The following is a 26,976-nucleotide window of genomic DNA, read 5'->3' on the forward strand; positions in this document are numbered from 1 at the left end:
TTACCAAGCCGGTGGATTGTCGAGCCAGGAAAGCGGTGCTCGTTCGATTTCCTCAAGAACCTCGACCAACCGCTCTGCAGCAAAATTGATGGTCGCACGGCCCTTTTCCGCAGTTGCGAGCGTTGCATCGCCAGCAGCGCCATAGGGATTAATGTCTTGAATCTGCCAGGCAGGCTTCGCACCGCCGCTCAATGAAAGATGCTTGAAGTCGCTTGCAAAAATTTCCGTAAGGGTACGAAAATCCTGTGTTTTGGACATATCAACCAGATCGGGATGCATTTCCAGCATCACTGAGGTTTCCATGTCACCTGCATGAATGCCGTGCTGTGCGTCGTGGTCGCTGTAGACCCCTTCCGGCATTCCCAAGCCGAACCAGTTGATGCTCACGACCATCATATTGTGGCGAACACGAAGCTCTCGCGCCACAATATCCATGACACTGATCTGGCCGCCATGACTGTTGAGAAACGCCATCTTGCGAACACCGCTTGCCGCCACGCAGCCGCCGATCTCACACCACATGCGAATGATTGTCTCTGCAGAGAATGTCAGCGTACCGGGATAAAGGCTATGCTCGTTGCTTTTGCCTATAGCCTGCGTCGGCAGGAAAAGCGCGTGGCTTGTCGCGGGCAAGCGGGCGATCGTTTCCTTGACCATGCCGTCGACAATGGCGGCATCAACTGCCAGCGGCAGGTGAGGCCCGTGCTGTTCGATTGCGCCAACGGGCAGAACTGCCACGAGCTTTTCACGCTCAAGGCGGGAGAATGCCTCGCTCGTATAATCGGACCAATATCGTTTCAAGATTGCAACTCCTACACGCTCGGGCCAAGGGCGTTAGAGCGCATCCCGAAAAGTGTGAAACGGCCTTCGGAACAAGATGCGCGTCAAACCAAACTTAGCGCATCCTACTAAACAATCTGACCGATCGGTCAAACTAAATGTTTTAAATATTCAAATTGCGTGCAATTAAGGTGTGAATCCGTGGCTAATTGGTCACGTGACGGGCCGCGACAGGTTTATGATGTGCGGAAATTTCTGGAGGTCCTATGGACGATAGATGCATTATCATTGGAGCTGGTCATGCTGGCTCGCAGGCCGCGATCAGCCTTCGACAGGAAGGCTATGCAGGCGAAATCATTCTCATCAACGACGAAACCGATATTCCCTACCATAAGCCACCGCTGTCCAAGTCCTATCTGAAAGCGCCCGAAGGTGGAGGATTGGTTCTGCGTCCAGAGTCGGCCTACCGCGACAATAATATCGAGATGATGTTTGGCCGTCGCGTCGATGACGTATCTCTTGCAGACAAGACGGTCACGCTCGATGACGGGCAGGCCCTGGGTTGGTCCGAATTGATCTTCGCGACCGGTGCGCGTGCCCGCATTCCCGATGTGCCGGGTATCGAGCTTGACGGTGTTTTCACGCTGCGCCGGATGGAAGATGCACGCCGTATCGCGGCGGCGATGCCCAATGTTGAGAATGTGGTTATTATCGGCGGCGGCTTCATCGGCCTCGAAATGGCTCATAGCGCAATCGCGCTTGGCAAAAAGACAGTTCTGATCGAGGCTGCGCCTCGCGTACTGGGGCGCTCGGTGGCAACGCATATCTCCGCCCATGTGGAAGCGCGCAGCCGCGCCGCCAGTATCACGGTTTTGACCAATCTCGGCGTGATGGCGATTGAGGGTGAGAATGGCCGCGTGACAGGCGTTAAAGCTGCGGACGGAACCATCTTCTCGGCGGATATGGTTGTGATCGGTACGGGCGCGGTGCCAAACGTGGAACTTGCAGTAACGGCCGGGCTTGCAATCGACAACGGCATTGTAGTGGATGAGAATCTGTGCACGTCCGCGAGCCATGTCTACGCAATTGGCGATTGCGTGAGCTACGATCATTTTCACGCCGGCCGTCGGGTGCGGCTTGAATCGGTGCAGAATGCTACAGACCAGGCAAAGCATGTGGCGCGGACTATTGTCGGACGCGAATCGCCGTTTCGGGAAGTAGCCTGGTTCTGGTCCGATCAGGGCGATATGAAGTTGCAGACCGCAGGCCTATCCTTCGATGCTGATCTGCATGTGCTTTCCGGGAACCCGGAAGAAAATGCGTTCTCCATCTTTCATTTCGCCGGTGACAGGCTTGTGGCTGTCGATTCCATCAATCGCCCAGCGGATCATATGATCGCGCGCCGCCTGCTGGCGGCAGGGATCAATCCGACTGAGGCTGATATTGCCGCCGGGGCAGCACGGCTGAAAGAAATGTTGGCTGCTGCGCCGAAAACTTGAGGATATACGATGAGCGCTTTGAAACATCTGCTGCCGCAGGATATGGCGGCTCCCTTTGCCGCCTATAGCCATGGTGTGAAAGTAAAGACTGGCGCGGAAATGATCTTCTGCTCCGGCCAGCTGGGTATCGCGCCGGATGGCAATGTTCCTCAGGATGCGGGGGCGCAGGCGGAGCTTTGCTTTGAGAATATCCGGCGTATCCTGCGTGACGGCGGCATGGACCTTGCCGATGTAGTGCGCATCAACGCCTACGTGACGGATCGCGCTTACATGCGGCCATATATGGACGTGCGCGACAGGCTGTTTCCCGAGCCAGCGCCCGCTTCCACGCTGATGATCGTCTCCGGTTTCACGCGCGAGGAATTCAAGGTCGAGATCGAGGTCGCCGCCGCGCGGTAATCTCCAAACGAAAACACCCGCCGCGGGAGGAAGCGGCGGGTGTTTTATGGGGAAGACCGGACTGGGAGGAGGGTATCCGGTCTTGAATCACCGAGGGAATGGGAGGAGGAGAAAGCCCCCGGTGATATTCTTGAAACTGTAGGACCGCGCAATTCTGGGGTTTCGCGATCCTTGAAGAAGGCGGATGCCTTCCGGCGGCGCTATTAGCGAGCAGCGGCCTTGCGGGCGACGAACGGAATTTCCGAAGGCAGGATGCCGAGGTCGTTCAGTTCACGTGGGCTCAGACGGCTCAGCTCGTTTACGGTGTTACGGTAACGGCGCCAGTTGTTGTACGAGCGGATCAGGTTCATTTCTCTCACCTAGTAAAATCTTATCTCTTTGTTGCAAACAGCATATAGGCTCGAAGCATTTCGAATTGGAGAGACAGATTTGCATAGCTGCAATGCGTTAAAGCTTGTCAGTTGCACGTCTTTTGCGCAGCTTGGTCATCATGCGATCACAATCTGATGCCCTGTTAGGCAAATCGGCTGATTTCAGGCCGCTTGGGAAGCTAACTGGTTAAAACTTCATTAAAATTTAACCGATCGGAAAATAGGTCCACAGAATGGGCCGCAGAGCGGTCGCGTCCTCGGCTTCGGTTGCCGATAAATGCTCGTCTCCTCTATGCCGCAATAAGCATGTATAATGAAGTATAAGTCAGAGCCTTCTGTCTTCCTTAATTTTTGTCGCAAAAGTCCGGGAAATCGTCGGTTAGAGACAACAATTCTGCATGACTCCTAAAGCGGATTGAGCTAAGTCAATCATGTCGTGTGCAAGAGTGTTGCGTTTAAACAAAACAAGCTTGCACTGTTTGTCTGCGGGAGAGAGCTGACGCAAGTTGGCCACCGAAGGGGAAATCGCCCGAAATCTCTCAGGTACCATGAACCGCAGACAGGTAAGGCAACTCTGGAAAGTCAGGGGAAACCCTGCGCCGAAGGTGTAAGTATGGCTTTATAGCCATGCGAGTCTCTCAGGCCTGAGACAGAGGGGCACGAAGCAGCCGCATTTTGCGGAGGTACACGTGCGACTCTGGAGTTGTTATGGGCGATACCGCACATTTGAATACCCTGCCTTTGCAGGATCTGCATGAAGAAGCTGGCGCGCGCTTTGGTGCTTTTGCTGGCTGGAACATGCCCATCACCTATCCGCTCGGCGTGATGAAGGAGCACCTTCATACGCGTGAGCATGTCGGCCTTTTTGATATTTCACATATGAAGCTGATTGAAGTTGCGGGCGCGGATGCAATCGCATTGCTGACAGAAACCTGTCCGCTTGATCCGTCGGCTCTGAAAACCGGCCAGTCAAAATACACTTTCTTCCTCAACGAAAAGGGCGGCATTCTCGACGATCTGATCATCACTCGTCTTGGCGAAGATCGCTATATGGTTGTCGCCAATGCTGGCAATGCTGATGCTGATATTGAGCATCTTCAGGAAGAAGCTGCTGGCAAAGACGTAAAGGTCAATCCGCTTGACCGTGTTTTCATCGCCATTCAGGGGCCGGAAGCAGATAGCGTGATTAAGGATTTGGGACTTGCTGGTTCCGATCTTTCTTTCATGAACGGTTTTGAGCCAAAGGCCGGCTGGTTCATGACCCGCTCAGGCTATACCGGCGAAGACGGTTTTGAAATTGGCCTGCCTGCCGATGAAGCGCGTGAACTGGTGAAGAAACTCCTCGCCGATGCGCGCGTCGCATGGATCGGCCTTGCCGCTCGCGACAGCTTGCGCCTTGAAGCCGGACTTTGCCTGCATGGCCAAGACATCACGCCGGAGACCGATCCGGTTTCGGCTGGGCTCACCTGGGCAATTTCCAAGTCAGTACGGGAAAAAGCTGCGTTCAACGGTGCGCCAGCCGTTCTTGCGAGACTTGAGCAGGGCGTTGATGCCAAACGCGTTGGCCTGAAGGCCGAGGGGCGCCAGCCAGTGCGTGCAGGCGTTGATCTTTTTGACGAGAGCGGCCGTCAGATTGGCACCGTCACTTCGGGCGGCTTTGGTCCGTCCGTCGGTTTCCCGGTCGCCATGGGCTATGTCGAGGCAAGCCTCGCAGTCCCGGGCACCCGCATTTTCGCTGAAGTACGCGGGAATAAGGTTCCCGTTGACGTTTCAGCACTTCCCTTCACACCACATCGCTATCGCAAAGGATGAATTCCATGGCCAATATCCTGTTCACCGAAGATCATGAGTGGATCAGCGTCGAAGCTGGCGTTGCCACTGTCGGCATTACGATCCACGCACAGGAACAGCTCGGCGACCTCGTATTTGTTGATCTGCCGGAAGTCGGTCGCACCGTTTCCAAGGGCGAGGGCATCGTCGTTGTTGAGTCCGTCAAGGCTGCTTCCGACGTTTACGCTCCAGTTGATGGCGAAGTGGTTGAAGTCAACGACGCCGTGTCGAGCGATCCAGCACTCATCAATCAGGCTGCAGAAGGCGAAGGCTGGTTGTTCAAGCTGAAGCTTTCCGACGAAGGCCAGCTCTCCGGCCTGCTCGACAAGGCCGGTTACGACAAACTTGTAGGATAAACAAATGACGGTAACTGTTCTTCCCTTTGTTGCCCGTCATATCGGGCCAAGATTGGAAGACGAGCGCGCAATGCTTGCAGCGCTCGGCCTTCCTTCCATGGAAACGCTGATCACGCAGGCCGTCCCGGCGTCGATCCGGCTCAACCGCGCGCTCGATCTGCCAGCAGCTTTGAGCGAACACGCAGCACTTGCGGAACTCAATGAAATTATGGACCGCAACGTGGTGAAGAAGAGCTTCATCGGTGCGGGCTATCACGGCGTGTTGACGCCGCCGGTCATCCAGCGCAACCTGTTCGAGAACCCGGCATGGTACACGGCTTATACGCCTTACCAGTCAGAAATCAGTCAGGGTCGCCTGGAGCTGCTGTTCCATTTCCAGACGCTTGTTGCCGAGCTTTCCGGTCTTCCGGTGGCCTGTGCATCGCTGCTGGATGAAGCGACTGCCGTGGCTGAAGCAGTTGGCGTTGCCATTCGGCATCACCGCGACAAGCGCAGCCGTATCTTGCTTGCGGGCGAACTGCATCCGCAAACGGTTGATGTGATCAACACCCGCGCCGAGCCGCTTGGCTGGCAGGTTGAAGCCGGTAGTGTGGTTGACGACAACACTGCTGCCGTCATTGTGCCTTGGCCGGATACGCGTGGCGTTTATGGTGATTTTAGCGCTGTTATCGCTGATGCAAAGGCCAAGGGCGCTCTGGTGATCGCCGTTGCCGATCCTCTGGCGCTGACTATTCTGGAAGCCCCTGCAACGTGGGGCGCAGATATGGCTGTCGGTTCCATGCAACGCTTTGGCGTACCGATGGGCTTTGGTGGTCCACATGCTGCGTATATGGCTGTGTCTGAACCTCTGACCCGCATCATTCCGGGGCGTATTGTCGGCCAGTCGGTCGATGCGCATGGCCGCGCGGCCTATCGTTTAGCGCTCCAGACCCGCGAACAGCACATCCGTCGTGACAAGGCCACGTCGAACATCTGCACTGCGCAGGCATTGCTTGCCAACATGGCTGCGTGTTTTGCCATCTGGCATGGTCCTGCTGGTTTGCAGGCGATTGCAACGCGTGTCGCAGGTCTTGCATCGCGCTTTGCAACAGGCCTCAAGGCCGCTGGCATTGAAATTGCAGGCGACAGCCTGTTCGACACCGTTACCATCAAAGTTCCGGGCAAAGCCGCAAATATTGCCGCAGAAGCCGATAATGGCGGTCGTCTGATCCGTATCATTGATGCAGATACAGTCGGTGTGACTTTTGATGAAACCTCGACTGAAGACGATCTTGCAGCGCTTGCCGTTCTGTTTGGTGCAAAGCCGGTCGGCAATGATGGTCTGCTCGTGCCGTCCAAGGGACGCGGTGAAGGTTTCCTGACGCAGGATGTGTTCCATTCGCACCGTTCGGAAACCGAGATGATGCGCTTTCTGCGCCGTCTGGCAGACAAGGATCTGGCGCTTGACCGTGCGATGATCCCGCTCGGTTCGTGTACCATGAAGCTCAACGCGGCAGCAGAAATGATGCCGGTGAGCTGGAATACGGTCGCAAACCTGCATCCGTTTGCTCCTGCGGCACAGACCGAAGGCTATGCCAAGATGACGTCTGACGTCGAAGCATGGCTTTGTGAAGTCACCGGCTTTGCTGGCGTTTCGCTACAGCCAAATGCTGGTAGTCAGGGCGAATATGCGGGTCTTCTCGCAATTCGTCACTATCATCAGGCACGTGGCGAAGGCCATCGCAACATCTGCCTGATCCCATCCTCTGCACACGGCACCAACCCTGCCAGTGCTTCGATGGCTGGGATGAGCGTTGTTGTTGTCAATTGCCGTCCAGACGGTGATATTGACATTGATGATCTGAAAGCCAAGGCTGAGAAGCATCGCGATAATCTTGCGGCGTTTATGATCACCTATCCTTCGACTTATGGCGTGTTCGAAGAAGGTATCAAGGCGTTCTGCGAAATCATCCATGACAATGGCGGTCAGGTCTATTTCGATGGCGCCAACCTCAATGCGCTCGTTGGCCTTGCTCGTCCTTGCGATATTGGTGCTGACGTCTGCCACATGAACCTGCACAAGACCTTCTGCATTCCGCATGGCGGCGGCGGCCCGGGTGTTGGTCCGATTGGTGTTGCCAAGCACCTGGTGCCTTATCTGCCAGGCCATGTTGACCTCGGCTCAAAGCACGCGGTTTCGGCAGCGCCGTTTGGCAGCGCATCCATTCTGGTCATCACGTGGATGTATATCCGCATGATGGGCGGCGCAGGTCTGAAGAAGGCGACTGAGGCTGCGATACTCAACGCCAACTATATTGCACATCGTCTGAAGGATGCCTATCCGATCCTTTATACCGGCGCGCATGATCGTGTGGCGCATGAGTGTATCGTTGACACGCGTGTGCTTAAAGACAGCGCAGGCGTGACCGTGGAAGATGTGGCCAAGCGTCTCATCGACTATGGTTTCCATGCGCCAACCATGTCCTGGCCAGTTGCGGGAACGCTGATGATCGAGCCGACAGAGTCTGAGCCGAAGTCGGAAATTGACCGTCTTTGCGATGCGATGATTGCCATTGCAGGAGAAGCGAAGAAGGTTGCCGATGGGGTCTGGCCAAAGGATGACAATCCGCTTGCCAATGCACCGCACACGGCAGGCGATACGTTGGTAACGGAATGGACGCATCCTTACACGCGTGAGGAAGCTGTGTTCCCGGGAAGTGCGCTGAGTGGTGACTTTGACACGACGGCTAAATATTGGCCTCCGGTCAGTCGCGTTGACAATGTGGGTGGCGACAGAAATCTCATCTGTTCTTGCCCGCCAGTAGCGGTCTATGGCTGAGATAAAATGTAGTTCAAGCAATGGAAAGCGCCGCCGCAACGCGGCGCTTTTTCATATGGCGCCGCCCGAATTTCTCTGATTAACCGAAAATGAGTTAACACGCAAAAAAGACGAGCTCTGAACGCAAAGGTTTAGTAAAATAGAGCTTTTAAAACAGCGTGTTGCACGCCTTTCTTTAAAAGAGACGTTGCCTGAAATCTGGGCAAAAAAAGAGCCGGACTGGGAAGTCCGGCTAAGTTTTGAAGGTGCCACATTGGGCAAACCTCCAGAGGGGAACACTTACCGCGCGCAATGGGAGGAGGCACAGCGGTAAGTGACTGTGATATGTATCACCTTGCTCCGATCTTCAACCCCTGAAACACGAAATTTTTGACCATTTCGGAAAATTCTGAATTTTTTTGGATTTCGGTTGTATATTCGGGCTAGTTGGTCAGGATTTGTATCCTGCGGCGGCTTCAGCATGACCCAGATCGAAACGATCCTCCATTACCAAAGGCAAATTGGTCCCGACTCATAAGTTTGCTCGCTAAGTTTTTGGGATGTACTCGCACTCTCTGCAGGCCAGGATGTCTTCGGACCCTGCCAGCATTGCTGCGGGTGAGAGATTTAATGGACTTCCGGCTGTATCTGCTTAGGACCGGGCTTTGGGTTTTCTCTTAATTCATTCTCTTGGTGGAGCGCTTAAGCGCGGCATTCTCGTCGATGATGTGCCAAGGCGCACATTCATAGTGATTGTTCCATATCGAAATTGGCGCGATTTTTATACAGATGATCGCCTCACTTTATTTCTCCCGTTGCGTGAAGCATCAACAAGGCTGGCCTGTACTATAATGCTCCGATCACGGCGTTGGTGCATTTTCAAAGACTTATGCGATCATCTAAAAACTTGGCATACTATCACACATCGCGAACAAACGGGGCTATAAGCTTCTGAAATAATTAGAATAATTCTAAAACATTCCTATGTTTGTCAACTTCATTTAACTTGCAGCGCTGGCTCTGCGGATATAAAAGATGACCAAATGACGAAGGCTTCATGCCGGGTTTGAAGAGAAGCGACCGAGGGAAGGGCCGATTTCTCTGTCTTTGGGATAGTCGGAATGCTCGTACCTTTTCTTATCATGTTCCGCGAAGGCGTAGAAGCTGCGCTGATCGTCGGCATCATAGCCAGTTACCTTCACCAGACCGGGCGCAGCGCATGGATGCCGGTAGTATGGATCGGCATTCTGCTTGCTCTGGCCATGTCGCTCACTGTTGGCGCTATCCTGCAGCTTTTGAGCGCAGAATTCCCGCAAAAAGCGCAGGAACTTTTCGAAGCCATTATTGGTCTCATTGCCGTTTTCGTCTTGACGTCGATGGTGTTCTGGATGCGCAAAGCTGCGCGCTCTATTAAATCGGAACTGCACCAATCCATTGATGCAGCCTTTCAGACACCGACACACAAAGGCTTCGGCCTCATTTTGATGGTTTTCTTTGCTGTCGCGCGCGAGGGGCTTGAATCTGTCTTCTTTCTACTGGCTGCTTTCCAACAGAGCGAAGGGGTAGCGGCACCGCTTGGTGCGCTTCTTGGCGTGTTGCTGGCCGCAGCAGTTGGCTATGGCATCTTTAAAGGTGGCCTGAAGTTGAACCTTCGCCGTTTCTTCCGCTGGACCGGCGTTTTCATTCTGATTATCGCGGCGGGCATTCTCGCCAATTCTGTCATGGCGCTGCACGAAGCTGGCATCTGGAATCATTTCCAAGCGGTCGTCTTCGATATGAGTGATGTTCTGCCACTGGATAGCACTCTTGGCTCGGTTCTCGCGGGTGTTTTCGGTTACATCGCAACGCCCACCGTCAGTGAAGTGGTTGCCTATGTAGCTTTCCTTGTTCCAGCGCTCATTCTGTTCCTGATGCCGACAAGTACACCGGTAACGGCGAGCCATGCCAAAACAAGCGCACAGTAAAAGAGATTTCAATAATGACGAATCCGAAGCCCGCTGAACCCATATCACGCAATCTGGTCCGCTTTGGGTTGGTATTTGCCGTGCTGCTTTTGCTCGCTGCCGGTGCTGCATTTTATTATGCATCCCGCGTGTCGGACAAAGCTCGCCATTCAGAAGCAGGTGACAAAATACAGGTCGCGATCAACGCAAAAAGTTGCGAGCCGAATGAACTGACTGTTCCGGCTGGACGCTCGGTATTCGAAATTGTCAATAAATCCGACCGTACGGTCGAATGGGAAATACTTGACGGCGTGATGGTTGTTGAAGAACGCGAGAATATTGCACCTGGCTTCAGGCAGACGATCGCCGCAAAGCTGACGCCCGGTGAATACCAGATTACATGCGGGCTCCTTTCTAATCCGCGTGGCAAGCTGATCGTGACTGCGACCGCCGCCAGCGAAGCGGAAAAGGGCAAACTTCCGCTTACAGCTTTCATTGGTGCATTGGCCGAATATCAGATTTATCTTTCGACTGAGGTTGCCGGATTCCAAAAGGCTGTTGCAGCGCTTTCCACAGCAATCGCGAGCGGAAATCTTGAGGCCGCACAAGCGACCTACGGCCCAGCGCGCGAAGCCTATGCGCGTATTGCTCCCGTTTCGGAAGCGTTCTCCGATCTTGATACAGCTATCAATGCGCGCGCGGATTATTTTGAAAAGCGTGAGCAAGACCCCGCGTTCGGTGGTTTGCATCGTATCGAATATGCTCTCTTCGAGCAAAAGTCCGTTGATGGATTGGCGCTTATCGTTGGCAAGCTTGAGCAGGATGCCACTGCATTGAAAGAGCGCATTCGCGGGCTTCGCATCTCTCCCGATCGCATGATGGCGGGCACTGCTTCGGCATTGAACCGTTTTGCTTCGACTGCACCGGATGCTGATGAAGACCGTTATGCGCACACTGATCTGCAGGCTTTGTCTGGTCTTCTCGAAGGCTCAGGCAAGACTGCCGATGTCCTACGCCCCATTGTTGTAAAGGTTTATCCGAAGGCCTTTGAAAGCATCGACAAGGATGCGGCTTCAATTAAGGCGCTGCTTGGTGCAGGTGCTGAAGGCAATGGCTACAAGGCGTATAATGCTCTGTCGCCTGATGAACAGGCGAAAATTAGGGAAGCTGCGGCTCAACTTGCCGCACAGTTTACGAAACTCCGCGATCAGCTTGGGGTAGATTGATGACCAGAAAATTTTTTAAAACTGATAAGATTGCCACCGAAGAACCTGTTTCCGCCGGCCGCCGCGCACTGCTCCTTGGGGCAGGTGCAACCGGGGTTGCCGGAGCTGTGGCAGGCGTGCTTGCCCCGCAGACGGCCCATGCTCTTTCTTCGGAAAGCGTGACCAATGCGCCGGAAAGCGAAAAGCTTCACGAAAGCCAGCCTTTTTTCGGGAGGCACCAGCCGGGTATCGTTACGCCGCGACCCGCTGCCGGTCTTGTTGCTTCCTTTGATGTGCTGGCACGTGATCGCAATGCACTGGACCGCATGTTCAAGCTGCTGACTGAGCGAACCGAGTTCTTGATGAAGGGTGGGGAGCCACCGGAGCTCGACGCGAAGTTCCCACCAGCGGATTCAGGCATTCTCGGACCGGTCGTTACGCCGGATAATCTTACGATTACGGTCGCGCTTGGTTCCTCGTTGTTTGATGACCGTTTCGGTCTGAAGCCCTTGAAACCAAGATTGCTCCAACGCATGACAGGCTTTCCCAACGATGCCTTGCAGAAGGATTTGTGTCACGGCGATATTGTGATTCAGTTCTGTTCCAATACGCCTGACACGAATATCCACGCGCTTCGCGACATCATGAAGAACATGCCTGATCTTCTGATGGTTCGGTGGAAACAGGAAGGCACGGTTCCAGTGCAGCCGCCGCATTCGCCCCGAGCAAAAGAAAGCGCGCGGAACTTCCTCGGTTTCCGCGATGGGTCTGCCAATCCGGATTCCACGGATGACGCACTGATGAACCGTATTGTCTGGGTTCAGAAGCAAAACGGAGAGCCAGAGTGGGCGACCAATGGCAGCTACATGGCTGTACGCATTATTCGCAATTTTGTCGAACGCTGGGACCGGACGCCGCTTCAGGAGCAGGAAGCGATTTTTGGACGCCGCAAGGATAGCGGTGCGCCGTTTGACGGTAAGACCGAAGCAGATGTTCCGAATTACGCGAAAGATGCGGATGGTAAGGTGACGCCGCTCGACTCGCATATCCGCTTGGCAAATCCGCGCGATGCCAATTCCGAGCAGCACCTCATTCTGCGTCGACCATTCAACTATTCAAATGGTGTCAGTAAATCAGGGCAGCTTGATATGGGCCTGCTCTTCATCGCCTACCAGGCCGATTTGGAGAAGGGCTTTATCACGGTTCAGAACCGGCTCAACGGCGAGCCGTTGGAGGAATACCTGAAACCGATTGGGGGCGGATATTTCTTCGCGCTGCCAGGTGTTCAGGATCAAAAGGACTACTACGCGCGCGCACTTTTGGAGGCAAGCGGTCCGCAAAATGCCCGTGGGTGAGGGCCGCATCTCAAGTTTTGATCTAACGCGTATTTCTCGTAATGCGCTTTATCTGGAGAGGCTAAATATGAAGTATCGTCTGCCATTGCTCGCATCGGCATGTGCCGTCGCTTTCACACTCGGCTTTGGCGCAGCCAAAGCCGAAGTTTCACCGCTGGACCTCGTTCAGCCGATTGCTGACTACAAAGTCTATGTGCAGGAAAACCTTGACGTTCTGGTAAAGGATACCAAGGCCTTCACCGATGCGGTCAAGGCAGGCGATCTGGAAAAGGCAAAGGAGCTATATCCTTCATCGCGCGTTTCCTACGAAAAGATTGAACCGATTGCCGAGCTTTTTGCAGATCTTGACGCCTCGATCGACAGCCGCGCCGACGACCATGAAGACGGTGAGAAGTCGGAAGACTTCACCGGGTTTCATCGCATCGAATATGGCCTGTTTGCGCAAAACTCGACCGAAGGGCTCGCTCAGGTTGCCGACAAGCTCTACGTTGACGTGTTGGAGCTCCAGAAGCGTGTAAAAGACCTCACCGTTCCACCGGAAAAGGTCGTCGGTGGTGCCGCTGCCTTGCTGGAAGAAGTAGCTGCGACCAAGATTTCCGGTGAGGAAGATCGTTACAGCCACACCGATCTTTGGGACTTCAAGGCTAATGTCGACGGCGCCCAGAAGATCGTAGAGCTCTTCAAGCCTTTGCTAGAAAAGGAGAATCCTGATCTCATGAAGAAGGTGGAAGCCAACTTTGAGACCGTTGACGGCATTCTCGCGAAGTACAAGAAGGGTGATGGGTACGAATCCTATGACAAGCTGTCGGATGATGATCGCAAGGCGCTTGCCGGTCCTGTGACCGCGCTTGCCGAGGATCTTTCCACGTTGCGCGGCACGCTCGGTTTGAACTAAGGAACGAAAATAAAATGGCGGGGTAACCCGCCATTTTCAAGCACTCATGCGCAGTTTGATTTCGGCATTGAGCAGAATGCGCTGAGTTTCCGGCAGTTCCATTCGATTATCCGTTGCTTCGCCCAATGTTCGAAACAAAAGCTCAATCGCAAGCCGCCCGATTTCATTGTAATCCTGAGCGACTGTGGTGAGTGGTGGACACGTATATTCTGATAGCGGGTTGTTGTCGTGGCCAGCAACGCGAACGTCGCACTCCTTGAGCCTGCCAATTTTAAGGCCAGCCTGCCAGAGCGCACTGGTAACGCCAAAGGCGATGCGGTCGTTCGAACATAGAACAGTGCTTGTTGGAAGGCGGCCTTTTTCCCGTAGAATTCGCGCGGTTTGCTCGAAGGCATAACGTTCGAAATCCCAGCTCCGACTGTGTTCGAGGTCAATGATGCGCGGCTCATAGCCCAGCTTTTCCATCGCCTGTCGATAGGCTTCTTGCCGTTTGATTGCGTTGTTATTGACCATAGGCATTGAAAAATAACAGGGTTCACTGCCCGAACGGCACAGATAATCGACGATTAGATGAAAGGATTTGAGGTTGTCGGTGCCGACGAAGGGCGAGGTGCCGTCGAGCGGAGAGTCGACATAGACAATCGGAACGTCTTCGGCGAGGCGCGCCAGTGTCGAATGTTGCGATTCTTCACCAAGCGGTGCGATGATAGCGCCTGCGACATTGAGTGAGCGCAGCGTTTCAATCGCTTGTTTTTCCAGTTCAGGTTTGCCATCGGATGACAGAACAATCGCAAGATAACCGCGTTGCTCTGCGAGCGACTGCAATCGTTTCGTCATCGCCATATAGAAGTGATCAAGCTGGTTAGGGATAATTACACCCAGAATTGTCGTGCGACGTCGATTGAGATTCACTGCGAAAAGATTGGGGCGAAAGCCGGATTGCTTTATCGCTGCTTCGATGAGTTCCCGGGTCTTGGGACGGACGGATGACGGATCGCTGAAATATTTGGAAACAGTTGGGCGGGAAAGCCCAACAAACGCTGAAAAATCTTCCATGGTGCGTATTGTCTTGCGCACGTCTTACGTCCTGTTCGTCAGTTGTCGCGGGCTGGATGCACACGACGATGCTGTTTTTTGCGAAGCCGCCGCATAAACTGGAATGTGCTGATTTCTCAGGACAAAATCTGGCCCCGGTTGCCGCTTCTTCAACGATTTCAGGATGTTCCTCCAACTCCGCTCGCCTTTGCTTTTCTCCAGGCGAAGTTCAGTCAAACTGTCAAAGGCGGGGCAAAACGTCAAGCAGACAAATGTGTTCGCAGAGAATGATGCGGTGAATATACATATATGCTAAAACATCGGTGCGTGAATTTGGCAGGTGGAAATGTCTGCGATTCCAGCCCTCAGAACTGTTTACAACAGCGGTCGTTTCTCCTCGCAATGCAAAATTGAAAACCGTCCTTGACAAGCTACGGACGCTCGCGCCATAAATTTTACATATGTAAGAATTTTGCTATGCATTCGTAAAGGAGGAGACGAAATGCGGACCAAGTCTTATGTTGCAGGGCTTATTGCGTCTGCTGCAGGTGTTGCAGCTATGGCCGGGGCTGCGTGGGCCGAAGAGCTCACCATCGCGACGGTCAATAATGGTGATATGATCATCATGCAGAAACTGTCGCCGGAGTGGGAAAAAGCCACCGGTAATAAAATCAACTGGGTCGTACTTGAAGAAAACGTATTGCGTCAGCGCGTTACGACCGATATTGCCACGAAGAGTGGCCAGTTTGATATCCTTACCATCGGCGGGTACGAGACGCCGATCTGGGGCAAGGCTGGCTGGCTTCTGTCGGTCGATGATCTTGGCGATGATTACGGCTATGACGATCTCATCAAGCCAGTTCGTGCCGGTCTGACGGTCGATGGCAAGCTCTACGCCGTGCCATTCTATGCCGAAAGCTCGTTTACGCTTTATCGCAAGGACTTGTTCGATGCGGCGGGCCTCAAGATGCCTGATGCCCCGACCTACGCGGAAATCAAGGATTTCGCGACAAAGCTCACAGACAAATCGAAAGAGCAATATGGTCTCTGTCTGCGTGGAAAGCCAGGCTGGGGCGAAAACATGGCTTACCTCGGCACACTGGTCAATACTTTCGGGGGCAGATGGTTCGATGAAAACTGGAAGCCTCAGATCAATTCGGACGAGTGGAAGAAGGCGATCAACTTCTACGTCGATCTGATGAAGGAAGCTGGCCCTCCCGGAATTACGTCAAACGGCTTCAACGAAAATCAGGCCCTGTTCTCGACCGGTCATTGCGCCATGTGGATTGACGCCACGTCGGCGGCTGGACGTATCTATGATCCGAAGCAGAGCCAGGTTGCCGACAAGGTTGCCTTTACCAAAGCCCCGGTTGAGGTCACGCCGAACGGTTCGTCATGGGCGTGGTCCTGGAACCTGGCAATTCCGGCATCAAGCAAGAAGGCGGAAGCCGCGAAGTCGTTCCTGAAATGGGCGACCTCAAAAGAATATATTGAGCTGGTCGGTAAGTCCGAAGGTTGGGTCGCGGTTCCTCCGGGCACACGCCAGTCCACCTACTCCAATGAGGAATACAAGAAGGCCGCTCCCTTCGCCGATACGGTGCTGAAAGCGATCGAATCTGCAGATCCGACAAAACCAACCAAGGACCCGGTTCCTTATACCGGCATCCAGTTTGTGGCCATTCCAGAATTCCAGGCCATAGGTACGTTGGTTGGGCAGGCTATCTCATCGGCTGTCGCCGGCCAGCAGAGCGTCGATGCGGCGCTTGATGGGGCGCAGCGTCAGGTTGAGCAGATCATGACGCAAGCGGGTTATATCAAGTAACCATGAATAAAGGCCTGCCACCTTCAGTAGGAGGAGGGTGGCAGGCCCGATTTTCGTAGAGGTTCGTCGCAGCGAACCCGAAACGGGAAGGGGAGGGTAGATCCGAATGCCAGCAAATCATGCGTTGGCCGCAGGCACAAAATCACGCTTTGCAGCCAAGTCGCGTCGCAGTGTCCGCACCGGTCCGCTGCTCGCTCCAGCAGTCATTCTGCTTTTGCTCTGGATGATCATTCCACTGGCGATGACCTTGTGGTTCTCGTTTCAGTATTACAATCTTATCAACCCATTCATTACTGGCTTTGCCGGTTTCTCGAACTATTCCTTCCTTCTATCCGATCCCACCTTATGGTCGGCAATCGCCAAGACACTGATACTTGTTGTATCAGTTTTGGTGATATCGATAGTTTTGGGTGTGCTTTTCGCAGTTATCTTCGATCAGGATTTCTGGGGCAAGAACATCGCGCGGCTTCTTGTCATTGCGCCTTTCTTCGTTATGCCGACAGTTTCGGCGTTGATCTGGAAAAATCTGCTGATGCACCCGGTGAATGGGCTATTCGCTTTCATTTCACGCAGTTTTGGATTGCCGGTCGTTGACTGGTTTTCACAATTCCCTTTGGTTTCCGTCATCATGATCGTGTCCTGGCAATGGGTACCATTTGCGACACTGATCCTCATGACGGCAATGCAGTCTCTTGATCGGGAACAGATGGAGGCGGCGCGCCTCGACGGGGCCAAAGGCCCTGTAATGTTCTATTATATCGTGCTTCCGCATCTGCTTCGCCCGATCTCGGTCGTCATTATGATCGAGACGATTTTTCTTCTGTCGGTTTTTGCCGAAATTCTTGTAACCACCTCGGGTGGGCCGGGTATTGCCACGACCACGCTGACCTATTTCATCTATCTGAAAGCGCTCCTGCAATGGGATATAGGTGGTGCTTCCGCAGCTGGCGTTATCGCCATCATCCTTGCCAACATCGTTGCCGCATTCCTGATCCGGACTGTTGCACGAAATCTGGATAATTAGGAGGGCCAGACCGATGGCTGCAAAATGCAAGTTCAACAAGGCTGCCGTCTCGGCCGGGATCGTTGGATGGGTGGTGGCACTACTGATGTTCTTTCCGATCCTGTGGATGTTGCTTGCTGCATTCAAGACGGAAATCGATGCGGTGGCTCCGCCAAAACTGTTCTTCGAGCCGACGCTGGAGAACTTTGTCGCGGTCAATCAGCGTGCTGATTATTTCCGCTATGCCATGAACAGTATCATTGAAAGTCTGGGGGCGACCATTCTTTCGCTCATTATCGCTGTGCCTGCGGCTTATGCAGCGGCCTTCTTTCCCGGTAAACGCACCAAAGACCTTCTTCTATGGATGCTGTCCACCAAGATGCTACCCGCAGTCGGCGTTCTGGTGCCGATTTATCTGCTGGCACGTGATACTGGGCTTCTTGATACGCGCACGGGCCTCATCATCATCTTCACGCTGTCCAATCTGCCGATTGTGGTCTGGATGCTCTATTCCTTCTTTAAGGAAGTGCCCGGAGAAATCCTCGAAGCAAGCCGTATGGACGGTGCGAAAGTCGGTCAGCAGATACGCTATCTGCTTTTGCCGCTGAGCCTTCCAGGTATCGCGTCCACCGCGCTTCTTTCGATCATTCTGTGTTGGAACGAAGCTTTTTGGAGTCTCAATCTGACGGCTTCGCAAGCAGGCCCGCTTACCGCCTTTATAGCGTCCTTCTCGTCACCGGAAGGGCTGTTTTGGGCAAAGCTCTCCGCGGCTTCTACGCTGGCCATCGCTCCAATTCTTGTCTTTGGATGGGTCACGCAGCGCCAGCTTGTGCGCGGTCTCACCTTCGGCGCAGTGAAATAAAGGGAACGAAATGGCTACATTATCACTGAAAAGCGCCACCAAGTCCTTCGGTAATATTGATGTCATCAAAGGCGTTGATCTAGACATTGCAGACCGCGAGTTTGTAGTTTTCGTTGGGCCATCCGGTTCGGGCAAGTCAACGCTTCTGCGCATGATTGCAGGGCTAGAGGAAATTACCAGCGGTGATCTCACGATCGACGGTGAACGTATCAACGACACGCCGCCTGATGAGCGTGGCCTTGCCATGGTTTTCCAAACCTATGCGCTCTATCCGCATATGAATGTGCGCGACAACATGGGTTTCGCGCTGAAACTCGCTGGCGTTGCAAAAACGGAGCGTGATCGCAAGGTGGAAGAGGTTGCCAAAACGCTGCAGCTTGACCAGTTGCTTGGCCGGAAGCCTAAACAGCTTTCCGGCGGTCAGCGTCAGCGCGTTGCCATTGGACGCGCAATGGTACGCGAACCGAAGATTTTCCTGTTCGATGAGCCGCTTTCCAATCTCGATGCTGCTCTACGCGTGCAGATGCGTATCGAATTGGCTCGTCTGCACGACCGGCTCAATGCGACAATGATTTACGTCACGCATGATCAGGTGGAAGCGATGACGCTTGCACACAAGATCGTGGTTCTCCGCGACGGGAAGGTGGAGCAGGTGGGATCGCCGCTGGAGCTTTATCACCATCCGGTAAACCGTTTTGTGGCTGGGTTTATTGGATCACCGACCATGAATTTTATCGAGGTCAAAGCCGGTGCCATTGAGGCCGATGGGGTGACGGTGCAGCTTGCAAATGGCCGTTCCGTCAAAGCGCTTGTCAAAAGCGAGAGCGTAACTGCTGGGGCGCCGCTGGTTCTGGGCATTCGTCCGGAACATCTTCATCCTGCAGCCGATGGTATCCTCGATGGCGAGATCATGGTCGTCGAGCGCTTGGGCGGTGAGACCTATCTCTATGTGCAAAATGAAAGTGCAACCGGACTGATTGTGGCGGAGGCGGGCGGCGGAAGCGCTGCGCGTGCACACGAAGCAGCTAAGCTGGGTTTTGATCCGACTGACGCGCATTTGTTTACACCCGACGGCAAGGCTTTGGAGCGCTTTGAACGGCATCCATTATTGCTGACGGAAAAGAAAACGCACCTGTGACTGTTGGCTGCAAAATCCCGGAGTATCCCCATGAGACTGAAAGACAAGGTGGCCCTCATCACTGGTGCTGCGCGCGGTATCGGACTTGGCTTTGCTGAGGCATATGCGCGCGAGGGTGCGAAGGTTATTATTGCCGATATTAATATTGAGCGGGCAGAAGTGGCCGCACGCGGCATAGGCCTATCGGTTAAGGCGGTAAAACTTGATGTGACTGACATTGGTCAGATTGACAGGGTCGTTGCGGAGATTGATACGGAATATGGAGGCATCGATATTCTTGTCAATAATGCCGCGATTTTCGATATGGCTCCTATAAACGAACTGACCGAGGATAGTTATGAGCGTGTGCTTGGCATCAATCTAAAGGGGCCGCTTTTCATGATGAAGGCGGTGTCGAATGTGATGATCAAGCGCGGGCGCGGCGGCAAGATCATCAATATGGCGAGCCAGGCGGGGCGTCGCGGCGAGGCGTTGGTGACGCTCTATTGCGCATCTAAGGCTGCTATCATTTCCGCCAGCCAGTCGGCAGCTCTCGCGCTTATCAAGCATGGTATCAATGTCAACGCAATTGCACCGGGCGTGGTCGACGGTGAACATTGGGACGTGGTGGATGCGAATTTCGCAAAATGGGAAGGCTTGAAGCCCGGCGAGAAAAAAGCTGCCGTGGCGAAGTCCGTGCCGATAGGTCGCTTCGCTAGGCCGGAGGATATTACCGGCATGGCCGTTTTCCTTGCCACATCTGATAGCGACTATATTCTTGCCCAGACCTTTGGCGTCGATGGCGGCAACTGGATGGCGTAAAGTGCAATGAAAGCGATCTGTTTTACGGGCCATGGCAAAGCAGGTCTGGCCGATCTGCCAGAACCGGCATTGCAGCCGGGGCATGCCCTTATCGAGGTTGGGGCAGCAGGTCTCTGCCACACTGACATTGATGTGCTGCATGGTCGCTATGGTTCCAGCGCATTCCCGCTGGTGCCGGGGCATGAATATGCGGGTACCGTGGTTGCGATTGCCGAAGATGTGACGACTGTAAAGCCGGGCGACCGTGTTGCTGTCGATCCGAACATCCCATGCGGAAACTGCCGCGCATGCCTCAAGGGATTGACCAATCTCTGTTCCGATCTGAAAGCCTATGGCGTCACGCATAATGGCGGCTTTGCAGGCATGAGCCTAGTCAATGCCAGTCATCTCTACTCGATCGGCGATCTCCGCTTTGACGTAGCAGCGCTTGCGGAACCGCTCGCCTGCGTACTGAACGGGCTTGGCGCGGCGCAGTTGAAAGCCGGCCCGCGCGGCGTTGAAGATGCGCTGGTGTTCGGGGCAGGACCCATCGGCCTGTTGCTGGCTTTGTCGCTGAAAGCGCAGGGCGTGCCGCAGGTGGCAGTCGCCGATATCAACGAGTACCGGCTGGCCTTTGTTGAAAGCCTTGGGCTTGAGCCGGTCGCGCCCGGCTCGCAAGCGTTGGACAAGCGCCAGCGCAGCTTCGATTTTGTCGCTGACGCCACCGGCATGGCGGGGGTGGTGGAAAGCATGGTCGGTTTCACCGCCGATGGCGGAACCGTTCTGGTCTTCGGCGTTTGCGCGCCCGACGCCCGGATTGCGGTTGCGCCGTTCGAGATTTTCCGCCGCCAGATCAGGATCGCCGGTTCGCATTCTTTGAACCATAACATTCCGCAGGCATTGGACATATTGAAACAGGACTTTTCCGGCGCAAATGGAGGCTCGATGGCACGCCTCGTTTCGCACCGGTTGCCGCTCAGTGAAATTCTCCCGTTCTTCACCAAGCACAGTGGCGATCCAGCCACGATGAAGGTCCAGTTCGTACCCGATTGAATTGAAGGAAATCGTCATGACCAAGCTATCGCGCGCAACGCTTCAAAGCTTCGATAAGGTGCACAAGCCCGGCTACGACCCAGCCACGCTGAAGCCGGGTATCGTGCATTTCGGCGTCGGCAATTTTCACCGCGCGCATCAGGCCGTCTATCTGGACGATCTGTTTGCGACCGGCGAGGGGCATGACTGGGCGCTGGTGGGAGCAGGCGTGCGTGGCAGCGACGACGCCATGCGCGATACGCTCAAGGCGCAGGACTGGCTGACGACGGTTGTGGAGCAGGAAGCCGACCATGCGGGTGCGCGCATCACCGCATCAATGGTCGATTATGTAACTATTTCGAGTGAGGAAGAGCGCAGGGCCCTGATGGTTTATCTGACGTCAGCCGATACGCGCATCGTTTCGATGACCATCACCGAAGGCGGCTATTACATCGACCCGGCAAGCCAGAGCTTCGATCCAGCCCATCCCGATATTGTGGCGGACGCCGCGCACCCAGACCACCCGAAAACCGTGTTCGGCCTGATCGTTCAGGCGCTGAAACTGCGCAAGGCGGCGGGCGTCCAGCCTTTCACGGTCTTGTCGTGTGATAATATTCCGGGCAACGGGCATGTAACCGAAGACGCCGTGACGGGGCTTGCCAGGCTGAGCGATCCGGTTTTCGCCGACTGGATTTCCTCCAATGTCGCTTTCCCCAATTCCATGGTGGACCGTATCACGCCCGCGACCGGCGTGCGCGAACGCGAGATTGCTGCGAAGGAATTCGGCGTCGATGACGGCTGGCCGGTGTTCTGCGAATTTTTCAAGCAATGGGTGATGGAGGATAATTTCCCGACCGGACGCCCGGCGCTGGAAAAAGTCGGCGTTACCTTCACCGATCAGGTCGCCGCTTATGAGTTGATGAAAATCCGCATCCTGAATGGCGGTCACGCGGCCATCGCCTATCCGGGCGGCTTGCTCGACATTCATTTCGTGCACGAGGCCATGGAGCATCCGCTGATCCGGCGCTATCTGGAAAAGCTCACCAGGGATGAGATCATTCCGGAAGTGCCGCCCGTGCCGGATACAGATCTGGAAACCTATCGTATCCTCATCGACGAACGTTTTGCCAATCCAAGCATCGGCGATACGATCCGCCGCCTGTGCCTCGATGGCTCCAATCGTCAGCCAAAATTCATTCTGCCAACTGCTTCCGATCGGGTGGCAGAAGGCAAGTCGGTGACAGGGCTGGCGCTCGTTTCCGCGTTCTGGTGCCGCTATTGCTACGGTACAACCGATAGCGGTTCGATTATTGAACCGAACGATCCGTCATGGGATCGCCTGATCAAGCAGGCGGCTCTTGCAAAAAACGATCCCGCGGCGTGGCTTGCGATGGATGATATATTCGGCTCGCTCGCTTCAAATCCAGCTTATGTGGCGGCTTTTTCGTCCGCACTGCTGCGCATTTGGCAGGATGGTACTGTCAAAACGCTCGAGCGTTATCTGGCAGGTGAGCCACTATAACTGAAACTACAAGGCGCCTGGATAAACCCTGACAGGGCGGTTGTCCTTTACAGACTCCATCACAACAAAAGTGGATGTGCTTGCTACATTGGGCAGGCTCGAAATTTTTTCGCCCAGCACCTCGCGGTAACGCCGGATGTTGGGTGTTCGCACTTTCAGAAGGTAGTCGAAAGAGCTGGCGATCATGTGGCACTCTTCGACTTCTCGTATCTTGCGAACGGCTGTATTGAACGCTTCAAGTGCGGCTTCACGTGTGTCGGATAGCTTGACCGTCGTGAAGGCGATATGATCGAGGCCGAGCTTTTCAGGATCAATAGCGGCGCGAAAGCCGACAATGTAGCCTTCGTCGACTAGCCTTTTCAGCCTCGCCTGGCATGGCGTCTTGGAAAGGCCGACTTTTCTGGAGAGTTCCGTGACGGGAATGCGTCCATCTTCGCTCAGTACCTCCAGAATGCGCCTATCGAACTGATCCAGATCGTCTACAGAATCTATCTTTCGCATTCATCTAGCCTTCTAAAGCATTAATAATAAGATCGATATTCCTTCATATGGAACAAATGAAGGCAGAATGCAATTTGTACAAATGATAGTGTGCGCCGATATAAAGCAGAGCTAAACTGAGCAAAGACGCTCGGGGCCGTTTCAATCGCGAGCATTGCACCATGACCGACAAAGTACCCGCACCTACCAATGCAGTTTTCCAGAATTTCGCGCCACCGATCCGCGAGCAAAGTGCGCTTAGGCAAGCGATTACTGCCGCGTATCGCCGCCCGGAGGCTGAATGTGTTTCGGCTTTGGCTGCACAGGCCGCCTTGCCAGAAGAAACTGCCCAGCAAATCCGTTCCACGGCTCGCAAGCTCATAGAAGCACTGCGCGCCAAGCATAAGGGAACCGGCGTCGAAGGACTGGTGCATGAATATTCATTATCGAGCCAGGAAGGCGTGGCGCTCATGTGCCTTGCCGAGGCGCTGCTGCGCATTCCGGACATGGCAACGCGGGATGCTCTGATCCGTGACAAGATTTCGAACGGTGACTGGAAGTCACACATCGGGGGCGGGCGCTCCTTGTTCGTTAATGCTGCGACTTGGGGGCTTGTTGTTACCGGCAAGCTGACCAACACGGTCAATGACCGCGGCCTGTCGGCTGCCTTGACACGCCTGATTGCCCGTTGCGGTGAACCTGTCATTCGTCGCGGTGTTGACATGGCCATGCGGATGATGGGCGAGCAGTTTGTTACTGGTGAAACCATTGATGAAGCGCTGAAACGCGCCAAACCACTGGAAGAACGGGGCTTCCGCTATTCCTATGACATGTTGGGCGAAGCCGCCACCACCGCTGCCGACGCCGAGCGTTATTACAAGGATTACGAAAACGCTATTCACGCCATTGGTCGCGCTTCCGCTGGTCGCGGCATCTATGACGGCCCCGGCATTTCGATCAAGTTGTCGGCTTTGCATCCGCGCTATGTCCGTGCGCAAAGCGAACGCGTGATGGGGGAGTTGCTGCCGAAGGTAAAGGCTCTGGCCGTTATTGCCAAGTCCTACAATATCGGTCTCAACATCGATGCCGAGGAAGCTGATCGTCTGGAGTTGTCGCTTGATCTGCTACAGAGCCTTATCGAAGATCCAGATCTCGCAGATTGGGAAGGTATCGGCTTCGTGGTGCAGGCGTATGGCAAGCGCTGCCCATTCGTGCTCGACTTCATCATTGATTTGGCTCGTCAGAACAAGCGCCGCGTCATGGTTCGTTTGGTGAAGGGCGCCTATTGGGATGCCGAAATCAAAAGAGCGCAGGTTGACGGTCTGGAAGACTTCCCAGTTTATACCCGCAAGGTACATACCGACGTTTCCTACATTGCGTGCGCACGTAAGCTGCTTGCGGCGACTGATGTCGTTTTCCCGCAATTTGCGACGCACAATGCTCAGACGCTGGCCACCATCTATCATCTGGCCGGTCCAGATTTCAAAACCGGCAAGTTCGAGTTCCAGTGCCTGCACGGCATGGGCGAACCGCTTTATGATGAAGTTGTCGGTGCTGAAAAACTTGGTCGCCCGGCCCGCATTTATGCGCCTGTTGGTACGCATGAAACGCTTCTGGCCTACCTTGTTCGTAGACTTCTCGAAAACGGCGCGAATTCCTCTTTCGTCAATCGCATCGGTGACGAAAGTGTTTCCGTCGATGAATTGATCGCGGATCCAGTTGAGGTTGTTCGCTCAATGGCGGTCATCGGTGCGCGGCACGACCAGATTGCGCTGCCAAAAAATCTCTATGGTGTTCGTAGGAACTCTGACGGTTTCGATCTTTCGAATGAAGTCACGCTCGCCGAACTCAGCAAGGTTCTGAAGGATAGCGCTGACCGCGTGTGGACATCCGAACCGCAAATAGCCGCAGCCAAGGTTAAAGGCACCAGCCGTTCGGTTCTCAACCCCGGCGATCGGAACGATGTTGTCGGTACGGTGACAGAAATCTCCGAAGCAGACGTAGCCAGAGCCATGAAGGCAGCAAAGAACGCAACGGCAAGCTGGTCGGCAACTACACCGGCCGAACGTGCTGCTTGTCTTGAGCGCGCAGGGGATATTATGCAGCGTGATATGCCGGCTTTGCTCGGCCTCATCATGCGCGAAGCCGGCAAGTCTATGCCGAACGCGATTGCCGAAGTACGCGAAGCGATTGATTTCCTGCGTTATTATGCAGAGCAGACGCGTCGTACGCTGGGCGTTGCTCACAAGGCGCTGGGGCCTATTGTATGTATAAGCCCGTGGAACTTTCCGTTAGCGATCTTTACGGGCCAGATTGCAGCAGCACTTGTGGCAGGTAATCCGGTCCTGGCGAAACCTGCTGAAGAAACCCCGCTGATCGCCGCGCAAGGGGTACGTATCCTGCATGAAGCCGGTGTTCCGGCTGACGTGCTGCAGCTTCTGCCGGGTGATGGTCGCATAGGGGCCGCGCTTGTGGCTGCCGAAGAGACATGCGGTGTCATGTTCACGGGCTCAACCGAAGTAGCGCGTCTCATTCAGGCGCAGCTTGCCTCGCGTCTGTTGCCGAATGGCAAGCCGATCCCGTTGATTGCTGAAACCGGCGGTCAGAATGCGATGATAGTGGATTCGTCTGCGCTGGCCGAGCAGGTTGTATTCGACGTGATCGCATCGGCGTTTGATAGTGCCGGTCAGCGTTGTTCGGCGCTGCGCGTTCTCTGCCTGCAGGAGGATGTCGCTGATCGAATCCTGACAATGCTCAAGGGTGCGCTGAAGGAGCTATCCATCGGTCGGACCGACAAGCTGAAAGTCGATATTGGACCTGTTATTACCGAAGAAGCCAAGAATATTATCGAAACGCACGTTCAGAGTATGCGTGATCTTGGTCGCAAAGTAGAACAGCTTCCACTTGGTCCTGAAACCCGGAACGGAACTTTTGTCGCGCCGACAATCATCGAGATCAATTCGCTTCGCGATCTGAAACGGGAAGTCTTCGGCCCTGTTCTGCATGTCGTGCGCTACAAGCGGGATGACATGGAGCGCTTGATTGACGATATAAATGCCACTGGTTATGGGCTTACTTTCGGGTTGCACACGCGTCTGGATGAGACAATCGCCAATGTCGCGGATCGTATCCGTGTCGGCAACGTCTATATCAATCGCAACGTTATCGGCGCGATTGTAGGCGTACAGCCCTTCGGTGGGCGCGGCTTGTCCGGCACCGGTCCCAAGGCCGGCGGTCCGCTTTACCTTGGACGTCTCGTCGAAACAGCGCCGATCCCTCCACGCCACAGCTCGGTTCACACCGATCCGGCATTGAAGGATTTTGCAAAATGGCTTGGTCAGCGTGGCATGAACGATCTGGCTCAAGCCGCGCGCGATACTGGCAGTGCTTCGGCCCTTGGTCTGGATATTGAATTGCCGGGTCCGGTCGGCGAGCGTAATCTTTATGCGTTGCATCCACGAGGAAATATCCTGCTGGTGCCGCAGACCGAAACAGGTCTGTATCGCCAGATGACGGCCGCTCTTGCTACAGGCAACACTGTGTATATCGACGAGGCGTCGGGCTTGCGGAGCGTGCTGAAGGATATTCCTGCTTCTATCGCTGCGCGCACAATCTGGACGGATAACTGGGAGGCCGACGCACCTTTCGCAGGAGCGCTGGTTGAAGGGGATGCTGGGCGTATCATCGAGATAAATAAGAAGCTCGCAACGCTTCCCGGACCGTTGGTGCTGACTCAAGCCGCTTCCACGGAAGAACTGACGAACGACCCGGATGCCTATTGTCTGAATTGGCTGCTGGAAGAGGTTTCGACTTCAATCAACACTACGGCAGCTGGTGGCAATGCCAGCTTGATGGCGATCGGCTGATCCGTT

At 54.6% G+C, this 26,976-nt stretch carries 21 protein-coding genes and 1 riboswitch; of the genes, 17 read left to right on the forward strand and 4 right to left on the reverse strand.

Features of this window, described 5'->3' with window-relative positions:
* A complete protein-coding gene (locus FJQ48_RS04440) occupies window positions 1-801 on the reverse strand; it encodes a creatininase family protein (RefSeq protein ID WP_139973999.1) in 801 nt (266 codons plus the stop codon).
* Between the two features lie 245 nt (window positions 802-1,046).
* On the opposite strand from FJQ48_RS04440, the gene FJQ48_RS04445 reads away from it, so the two are divergent.
* Both FJQ48_RS04445 and FJQ48_RS04450 read left to right on the forward strand, forming a co-directional pair.
* Complete coding sequence (locus FJQ48_RS04445) at window positions 1,047-2,279, forward strand: FAD/NAD(P)-binding oxidoreductase (protein ID WP_139974000.1); 1,233 nt, start codon at window positions 1,047-1,049, stop codon at window positions 2,277-2,279.
* A gap of 9 nt (window positions 2,280-2,288) precedes the next feature.
* Window positions 2,289-2,678 (forward strand): RidA family protein, encoded by a 390-nt coding sequence (locus FJQ48_RS04450; RefSeq protein ID WP_139974001.1) that lies wholly within the window; start codon window positions 2,289-2,291, stop codon window positions 2,676-2,678.
* 203 nt (window positions 2,679-2,881) lie between these two features.
* On the opposite strand, the gene FJQ48_RS04455 is transcribed toward FJQ48_RS04450, so the two are convergent.
* The gene (locus tag FJQ48_RS04455; RefSeq protein ID WP_002965914.1) at window positions 2,882-3,028 is read right to left on the reverse strand and encodes a DUF1127 domain-containing protein; all 147 of its coding nucleotides are present in this window, start codon (window positions 3,026-3,028) and stop codon (window positions 2,882-2,884) included.
* A gap of 497 nt (window positions 3,029-3,525) precedes the next feature.
* Window positions 3,526-3,615: riboswitch (glycine riboswitch) on the forward strand.
* 142 nt (window positions 3,616-3,757) lie between these two features.
* Between FJQ48_RS04455 and gcvT the strand changes: the two genes are divergently transcribed.
* The 7 genes from gcvT to efeO (FJQ48_RS04490) all read left to right on the forward strand — a co-directional run bounded on the left by gcvT (window position 3,758) and on the right by efeO (FJQ48_RS04490) (window position 13,430).
* Window positions 3,758-4,861: a glycine cleavage system aminomethyltransferase GcvT gene (gcvT, locus tag FJQ48_RS04460; RefSeq protein ID WP_139974002.1), complete on the forward strand. Its 1,104-nt coding sequence runs from the start codon at window positions 3,758-3,760 to the stop codon at window positions 4,859-4,861.
* 5 nt (window positions 4,862-4,866) lie between these two features.
* A complete protein-coding gene (gene gcvH, locus FJQ48_RS04465; RefSeq protein ID WP_095444272.1) occupies window positions 4,867-5,235 on the forward strand; it encodes a glycine cleavage system protein GcvH in 369 nt (122 codons plus the stop codon).
* 4 nt (window positions 5,236-5,239) lie between these two features.
* The gene (gene gcvP, locus FJQ48_RS04470; protein WP_139974003.1) at window positions 5,240-8,053 is read left to right on the forward strand and encodes an aminomethyl-transferring glycine dehydrogenase; all 2,814 of its coding nucleotides are present in this window, start codon (window positions 5,240-5,242) and stop codon (window positions 8,051-8,053) included.
* 1,100 nt (window positions 8,054-9,153) lie between these two features.
* Window positions 9,154-9,996 carry an iron uptake transporter permease EfeU gene (gene efeU / locus FJQ48_RS04475; RefSeq protein WP_139974004.1) on the forward strand — a complete coding sequence of 281 codons (843 nt, stop codon included), beginning with the start codon at window positions 9,154-9,156 and terminating at the stop codon, window positions 9,994-9,996.
* Between the two features lie 14 nt (window positions 9,997-10,010).
* On the forward strand, window positions 10,011-11,201 hold the full coding sequence (gene efeO / locus FJQ48_RS04480; RefSeq protein ID WP_139974005.1) for an iron uptake system protein EfeO: 1,191 nt from the start codon (window positions 10,011-10,013) through the stop codon (window positions 11,199-11,201).
* Window positions 11,201-12,535: an iron uptake transporter deferrochelatase/peroxidase subunit gene (efeB, locus tag FJQ48_RS04485; protein WP_139974006.1), complete on the forward strand. Its 1,335-nt coding sequence runs from the start codon at window positions 11,201-11,203 to the stop codon at window positions 12,533-12,535. The genes efeO (FJQ48_RS04480) and efeB overlap by 1 nt, the downstream gene beginning before the upstream one ends.
* Before the next feature lie 67 nt (window positions 12,536-12,602).
* On the forward strand, window positions 12,603-13,430 hold the full coding sequence (gene efeO, locus FJQ48_RS04490; RefSeq protein WP_139974007.1) for an iron uptake system protein EfeO: 828 nt from the start codon (window positions 12,603-12,605) through the stop codon (window positions 13,428-13,430).
* Window positions 13,431-13,466: 36 nt separating this feature from the next.
* On the opposite strand, the gene FJQ48_RS04495 is transcribed toward efeO (FJQ48_RS04490), so the two are convergent.
* Entirely contained in the window at window positions 13,467-14,486 is a 1,020-nt protein-coding gene (locus FJQ48_RS04495; protein WP_139974066.1) for a LacI family DNA-binding transcriptional regulator, read from the reverse strand.
* A 481-nt stretch (window positions 14,487-14,967) separates the two neighbouring features.
* Between FJQ48_RS04495 and FJQ48_RS04500 the strand changes: the two genes are divergently transcribed.
* From FJQ48_RS04500 to FJQ48_RS04530, 7 genes are all read left to right on the forward strand, one after another.
* Complete coding sequence (locus FJQ48_RS04500; RefSeq protein ID WP_180350121.1) at window positions 14,968-16,287, forward strand: sugar ABC transporter substrate-binding protein; 1,320 nt, start codon at window positions 14,968-14,970, stop codon at window positions 16,285-16,287.
* Between the two features lie 106 nt (window positions 16,288-16,393).
* Complete coding sequence (locus FJQ48_RS04505; protein ID WP_139974008.1) at window positions 16,394-17,311, forward strand: sugar ABC transporter permease; 918 nt, start codon at window positions 16,394-16,396, stop codon at window positions 17,309-17,311.
* 13 nt (window positions 17,312-17,324) lie between these two features.
* Window positions 17,325-18,152, forward strand: coding sequence for a carbohydrate ABC transporter permease (locus tag FJQ48_RS04510; protein ID WP_139974009.1), 828 nt, complete (start codon window positions 17,325-17,327; stop codon window positions 18,150-18,152).
* 10 nt (window positions 18,153-18,162) lie between these two features.
* Window positions 18,163-19,290: a sn-glycerol-3-phosphate ABC transporter ATP-binding protein UgpC gene (gene ugpC, locus FJQ48_RS04515; protein WP_139974010.1), complete on the forward strand. Its 1,128-nt coding sequence runs from the start codon at window positions 18,163-18,165 to the stop codon at window positions 19,288-19,290.
* Window positions 19,291-19,320: 30 nt separating this feature from the next.
* On the forward strand, window positions 19,321-20,091 hold the full coding sequence (locus FJQ48_RS04520) for an L-iditol 2-dehydrogenase (RefSeq protein ID WP_139974011.1): 771 nt from the start codon (window positions 19,321-19,323) through the stop codon (window positions 20,089-20,091).
* 6 nt (window positions 20,092-20,097) lie between these two features.
* Window positions 20,098-21,123 (forward strand): zinc-dependent alcohol dehydrogenase family protein, encoded by a 1,026-nt coding sequence (locus tag FJQ48_RS04525; protein ID WP_139974012.1) that lies wholly within the window; start codon window positions 20,098-20,100, stop codon window positions 21,121-21,123.
* 16 nt (window positions 21,124-21,139) lie between these two features.
* On the forward strand, window positions 21,140-22,624 hold the full coding sequence (locus FJQ48_RS04530; RefSeq protein WP_139974013.1) for a mannitol dehydrogenase family protein: 1,485 nt from the start codon (window positions 21,140-21,142) through the stop codon (window positions 22,622-22,624).
* A gap of 6 nt (window positions 22,625-22,630) precedes the next feature.
* On the opposite strand, the gene FJQ48_RS04535 is transcribed toward FJQ48_RS04530, so the two are convergent.
* A complete protein-coding gene (locus FJQ48_RS04535) occupies window positions 22,631-23,125 on the reverse strand; it encodes an Lrp/AsnC ligand binding domain-containing protein (protein ID WP_139974014.1) in 495 nt (164 codons plus the stop codon).
* A gap of 161 nt (window positions 23,126-23,286) precedes the next feature.
* Here FJQ48_RS04535 and putA point away from each other — a divergent pair, with 161 nt between their 5' ends.
* Complete coding sequence (gene putA / locus FJQ48_RS04540) at window positions 23,287-26,970, forward strand: trifunctional transcriptional regulator/proline dehydrogenase/L-glutamate gamma-semialdehyde dehydrogenase (RefSeq protein WP_139974015.1); 3,684 nt, start codon at window positions 23,287-23,289, stop codon at window positions 26,968-26,970.
* The last annotated feature ends 6 nt before the right edge of the window (window positions 26,971-26,976 follow it).

It is taken from the genome of Ochrobactrum sp. CGA5, from assembly GCF_006345815.1.
Taxonomy (GTDB): domain Bacteria; phylum Pseudomonadota; class Alphaproteobacteria; order Rhizobiales; family Rhizobiaceae; genus Brucella.

What these genes read in the sequence shown, in the direction of transcription:
- FJQ48_RS04495 (WP_139974066.1), bottom strand. Translation starts at nt 14,486, where the DNA reads ATGGAAGATTTTTCAGCGTTTGTTGGGCTTTCCCGCCCAACTGTTTCC.
- gcvH (WP_095444272.1), top strand. Translation starts at nt 4,867, where the DNA reads ATGGCCAATATCCTGTTCACCGAAGATCATGAGTGGATCAGCGTCGAA.
- efeB (WP_139974006.1), top strand. Translation starts at nt 11,201, where the DNA reads ATGACCAGAAAATTTTTTAAAACTGATAAGATTGCCACCGAAGAACCT.
- FJQ48_RS04525 (WP_139974012.1), top strand. Translation starts at nt 20,098, where the DNA reads ATGAAAGCGATCTGTTTTACGGGCCATGGCAAAGCAGGTCTGGCCGAT.
- FJQ48_RS04535 (WP_139974014.1), bottom strand. Translation starts at nt 23,125, where the DNA reads ATGCGAAAGATAGATTCTGTAGACGATCTGGATCAGTTCGATAGGCGC.
- FJQ48_RS04500 (WP_180350121.1), top strand. Translation starts at nt 14,968, where the DNA reads ATGCGGACCAAGTCTTATGTTGCAGGGCTTATTGCGTCTGCTGCAGGT.
- FJQ48_RS04445 (WP_139974000.1), top strand. Translation starts at nt 1,047, where the DNA reads ATGGACGATAGATGCATTATCATTGGAGCTGGTCATGCTGGCTCGCAG.
- gcvP (WP_139974003.1), top strand. Translation starts at nt 5,240, where the DNA reads ATGACGGTAACTGTTCTTCCCTTTGTTGCCCGTCATATCGGGCCAAGA.
- gcvT (WP_139974002.1), top strand. Translation starts at nt 3,758, where the DNA reads ATGGGCGATACCGCACATTTGAATACCCTGCCTTTGCAGGATCTGCAT.
- efeU (WP_139974004.1), top strand. Translation starts at nt 9,154, where the DNA reads ATGCTCGTACCTTTTCTTATCATGTTCCGCGAAGGCGTAGAAGCTGCG.
- FJQ48_RS04505 (WP_139974008.1), top strand. Translation starts at nt 16,394, where the DNA reads ATGCCAGCAAATCATGCGTTGGCCGCAGGCACAAAATCACGCTTTGCA.
- FJQ48_RS04530 (WP_139974013.1), top strand. Translation starts at nt 21,140, where the DNA reads ATGACCAAGCTATCGCGCGCAACGCTTCAAAGCTTCGATAAGGTGCAC.
- ugpC (WP_139974010.1), top strand. Translation starts at nt 18,163, where the DNA reads ATGGCTACATTATCACTGAAAAGCGCCACCAAGTCCTTCGGTAATATT.
- FJQ48_RS04520 (WP_139974011.1), top strand. Translation starts at nt 19,321, where the DNA reads ATGAGACTGAAAGACAAGGTGGCCCTCATCACTGGTGCTGCGCGCGGT.
- FJQ48_RS04455 (WP_002965914.1), bottom strand. Translation starts at nt 3,028, where the DNA reads ATGAACCTGATCCGCTCGTACAACAACTGGCGCCGTTACCGTAACACC.
- putA (WP_139974015.1), top strand. Translation starts at nt 23,287, where the DNA reads ATGACCGACAAAGTACCCGCACCTACCAATGCAGTTTTCCAGAATTTC.
- FJQ48_RS04510 (WP_139974009.1), top strand. Translation starts at nt 17,325, where the DNA reads ATGGCTGCAAAATGCAAGTTCAACAAGGCTGCCGTCTCGGCCGGGATC.
- efeO (WP_139974005.1), top strand. Translation starts at nt 10,011, where the DNA reads ATGACGAATCCGAAGCCCGCTGAACCCATATCACGCAATCTGGTCCGC.
- efeO (WP_139974007.1), top strand. Translation starts at nt 12,603, where the DNA reads ATGAAGTATCGTCTGCCATTGCTCGCATCGGCATGTGCCGTCGCTTTC.
- FJQ48_RS04450 (WP_139974001.1), top strand. Translation starts at nt 2,289, where the DNA reads ATGAGCGCTTTGAAACATCTGCTGCCGCAGGATATGGCGGCTCCCTTT.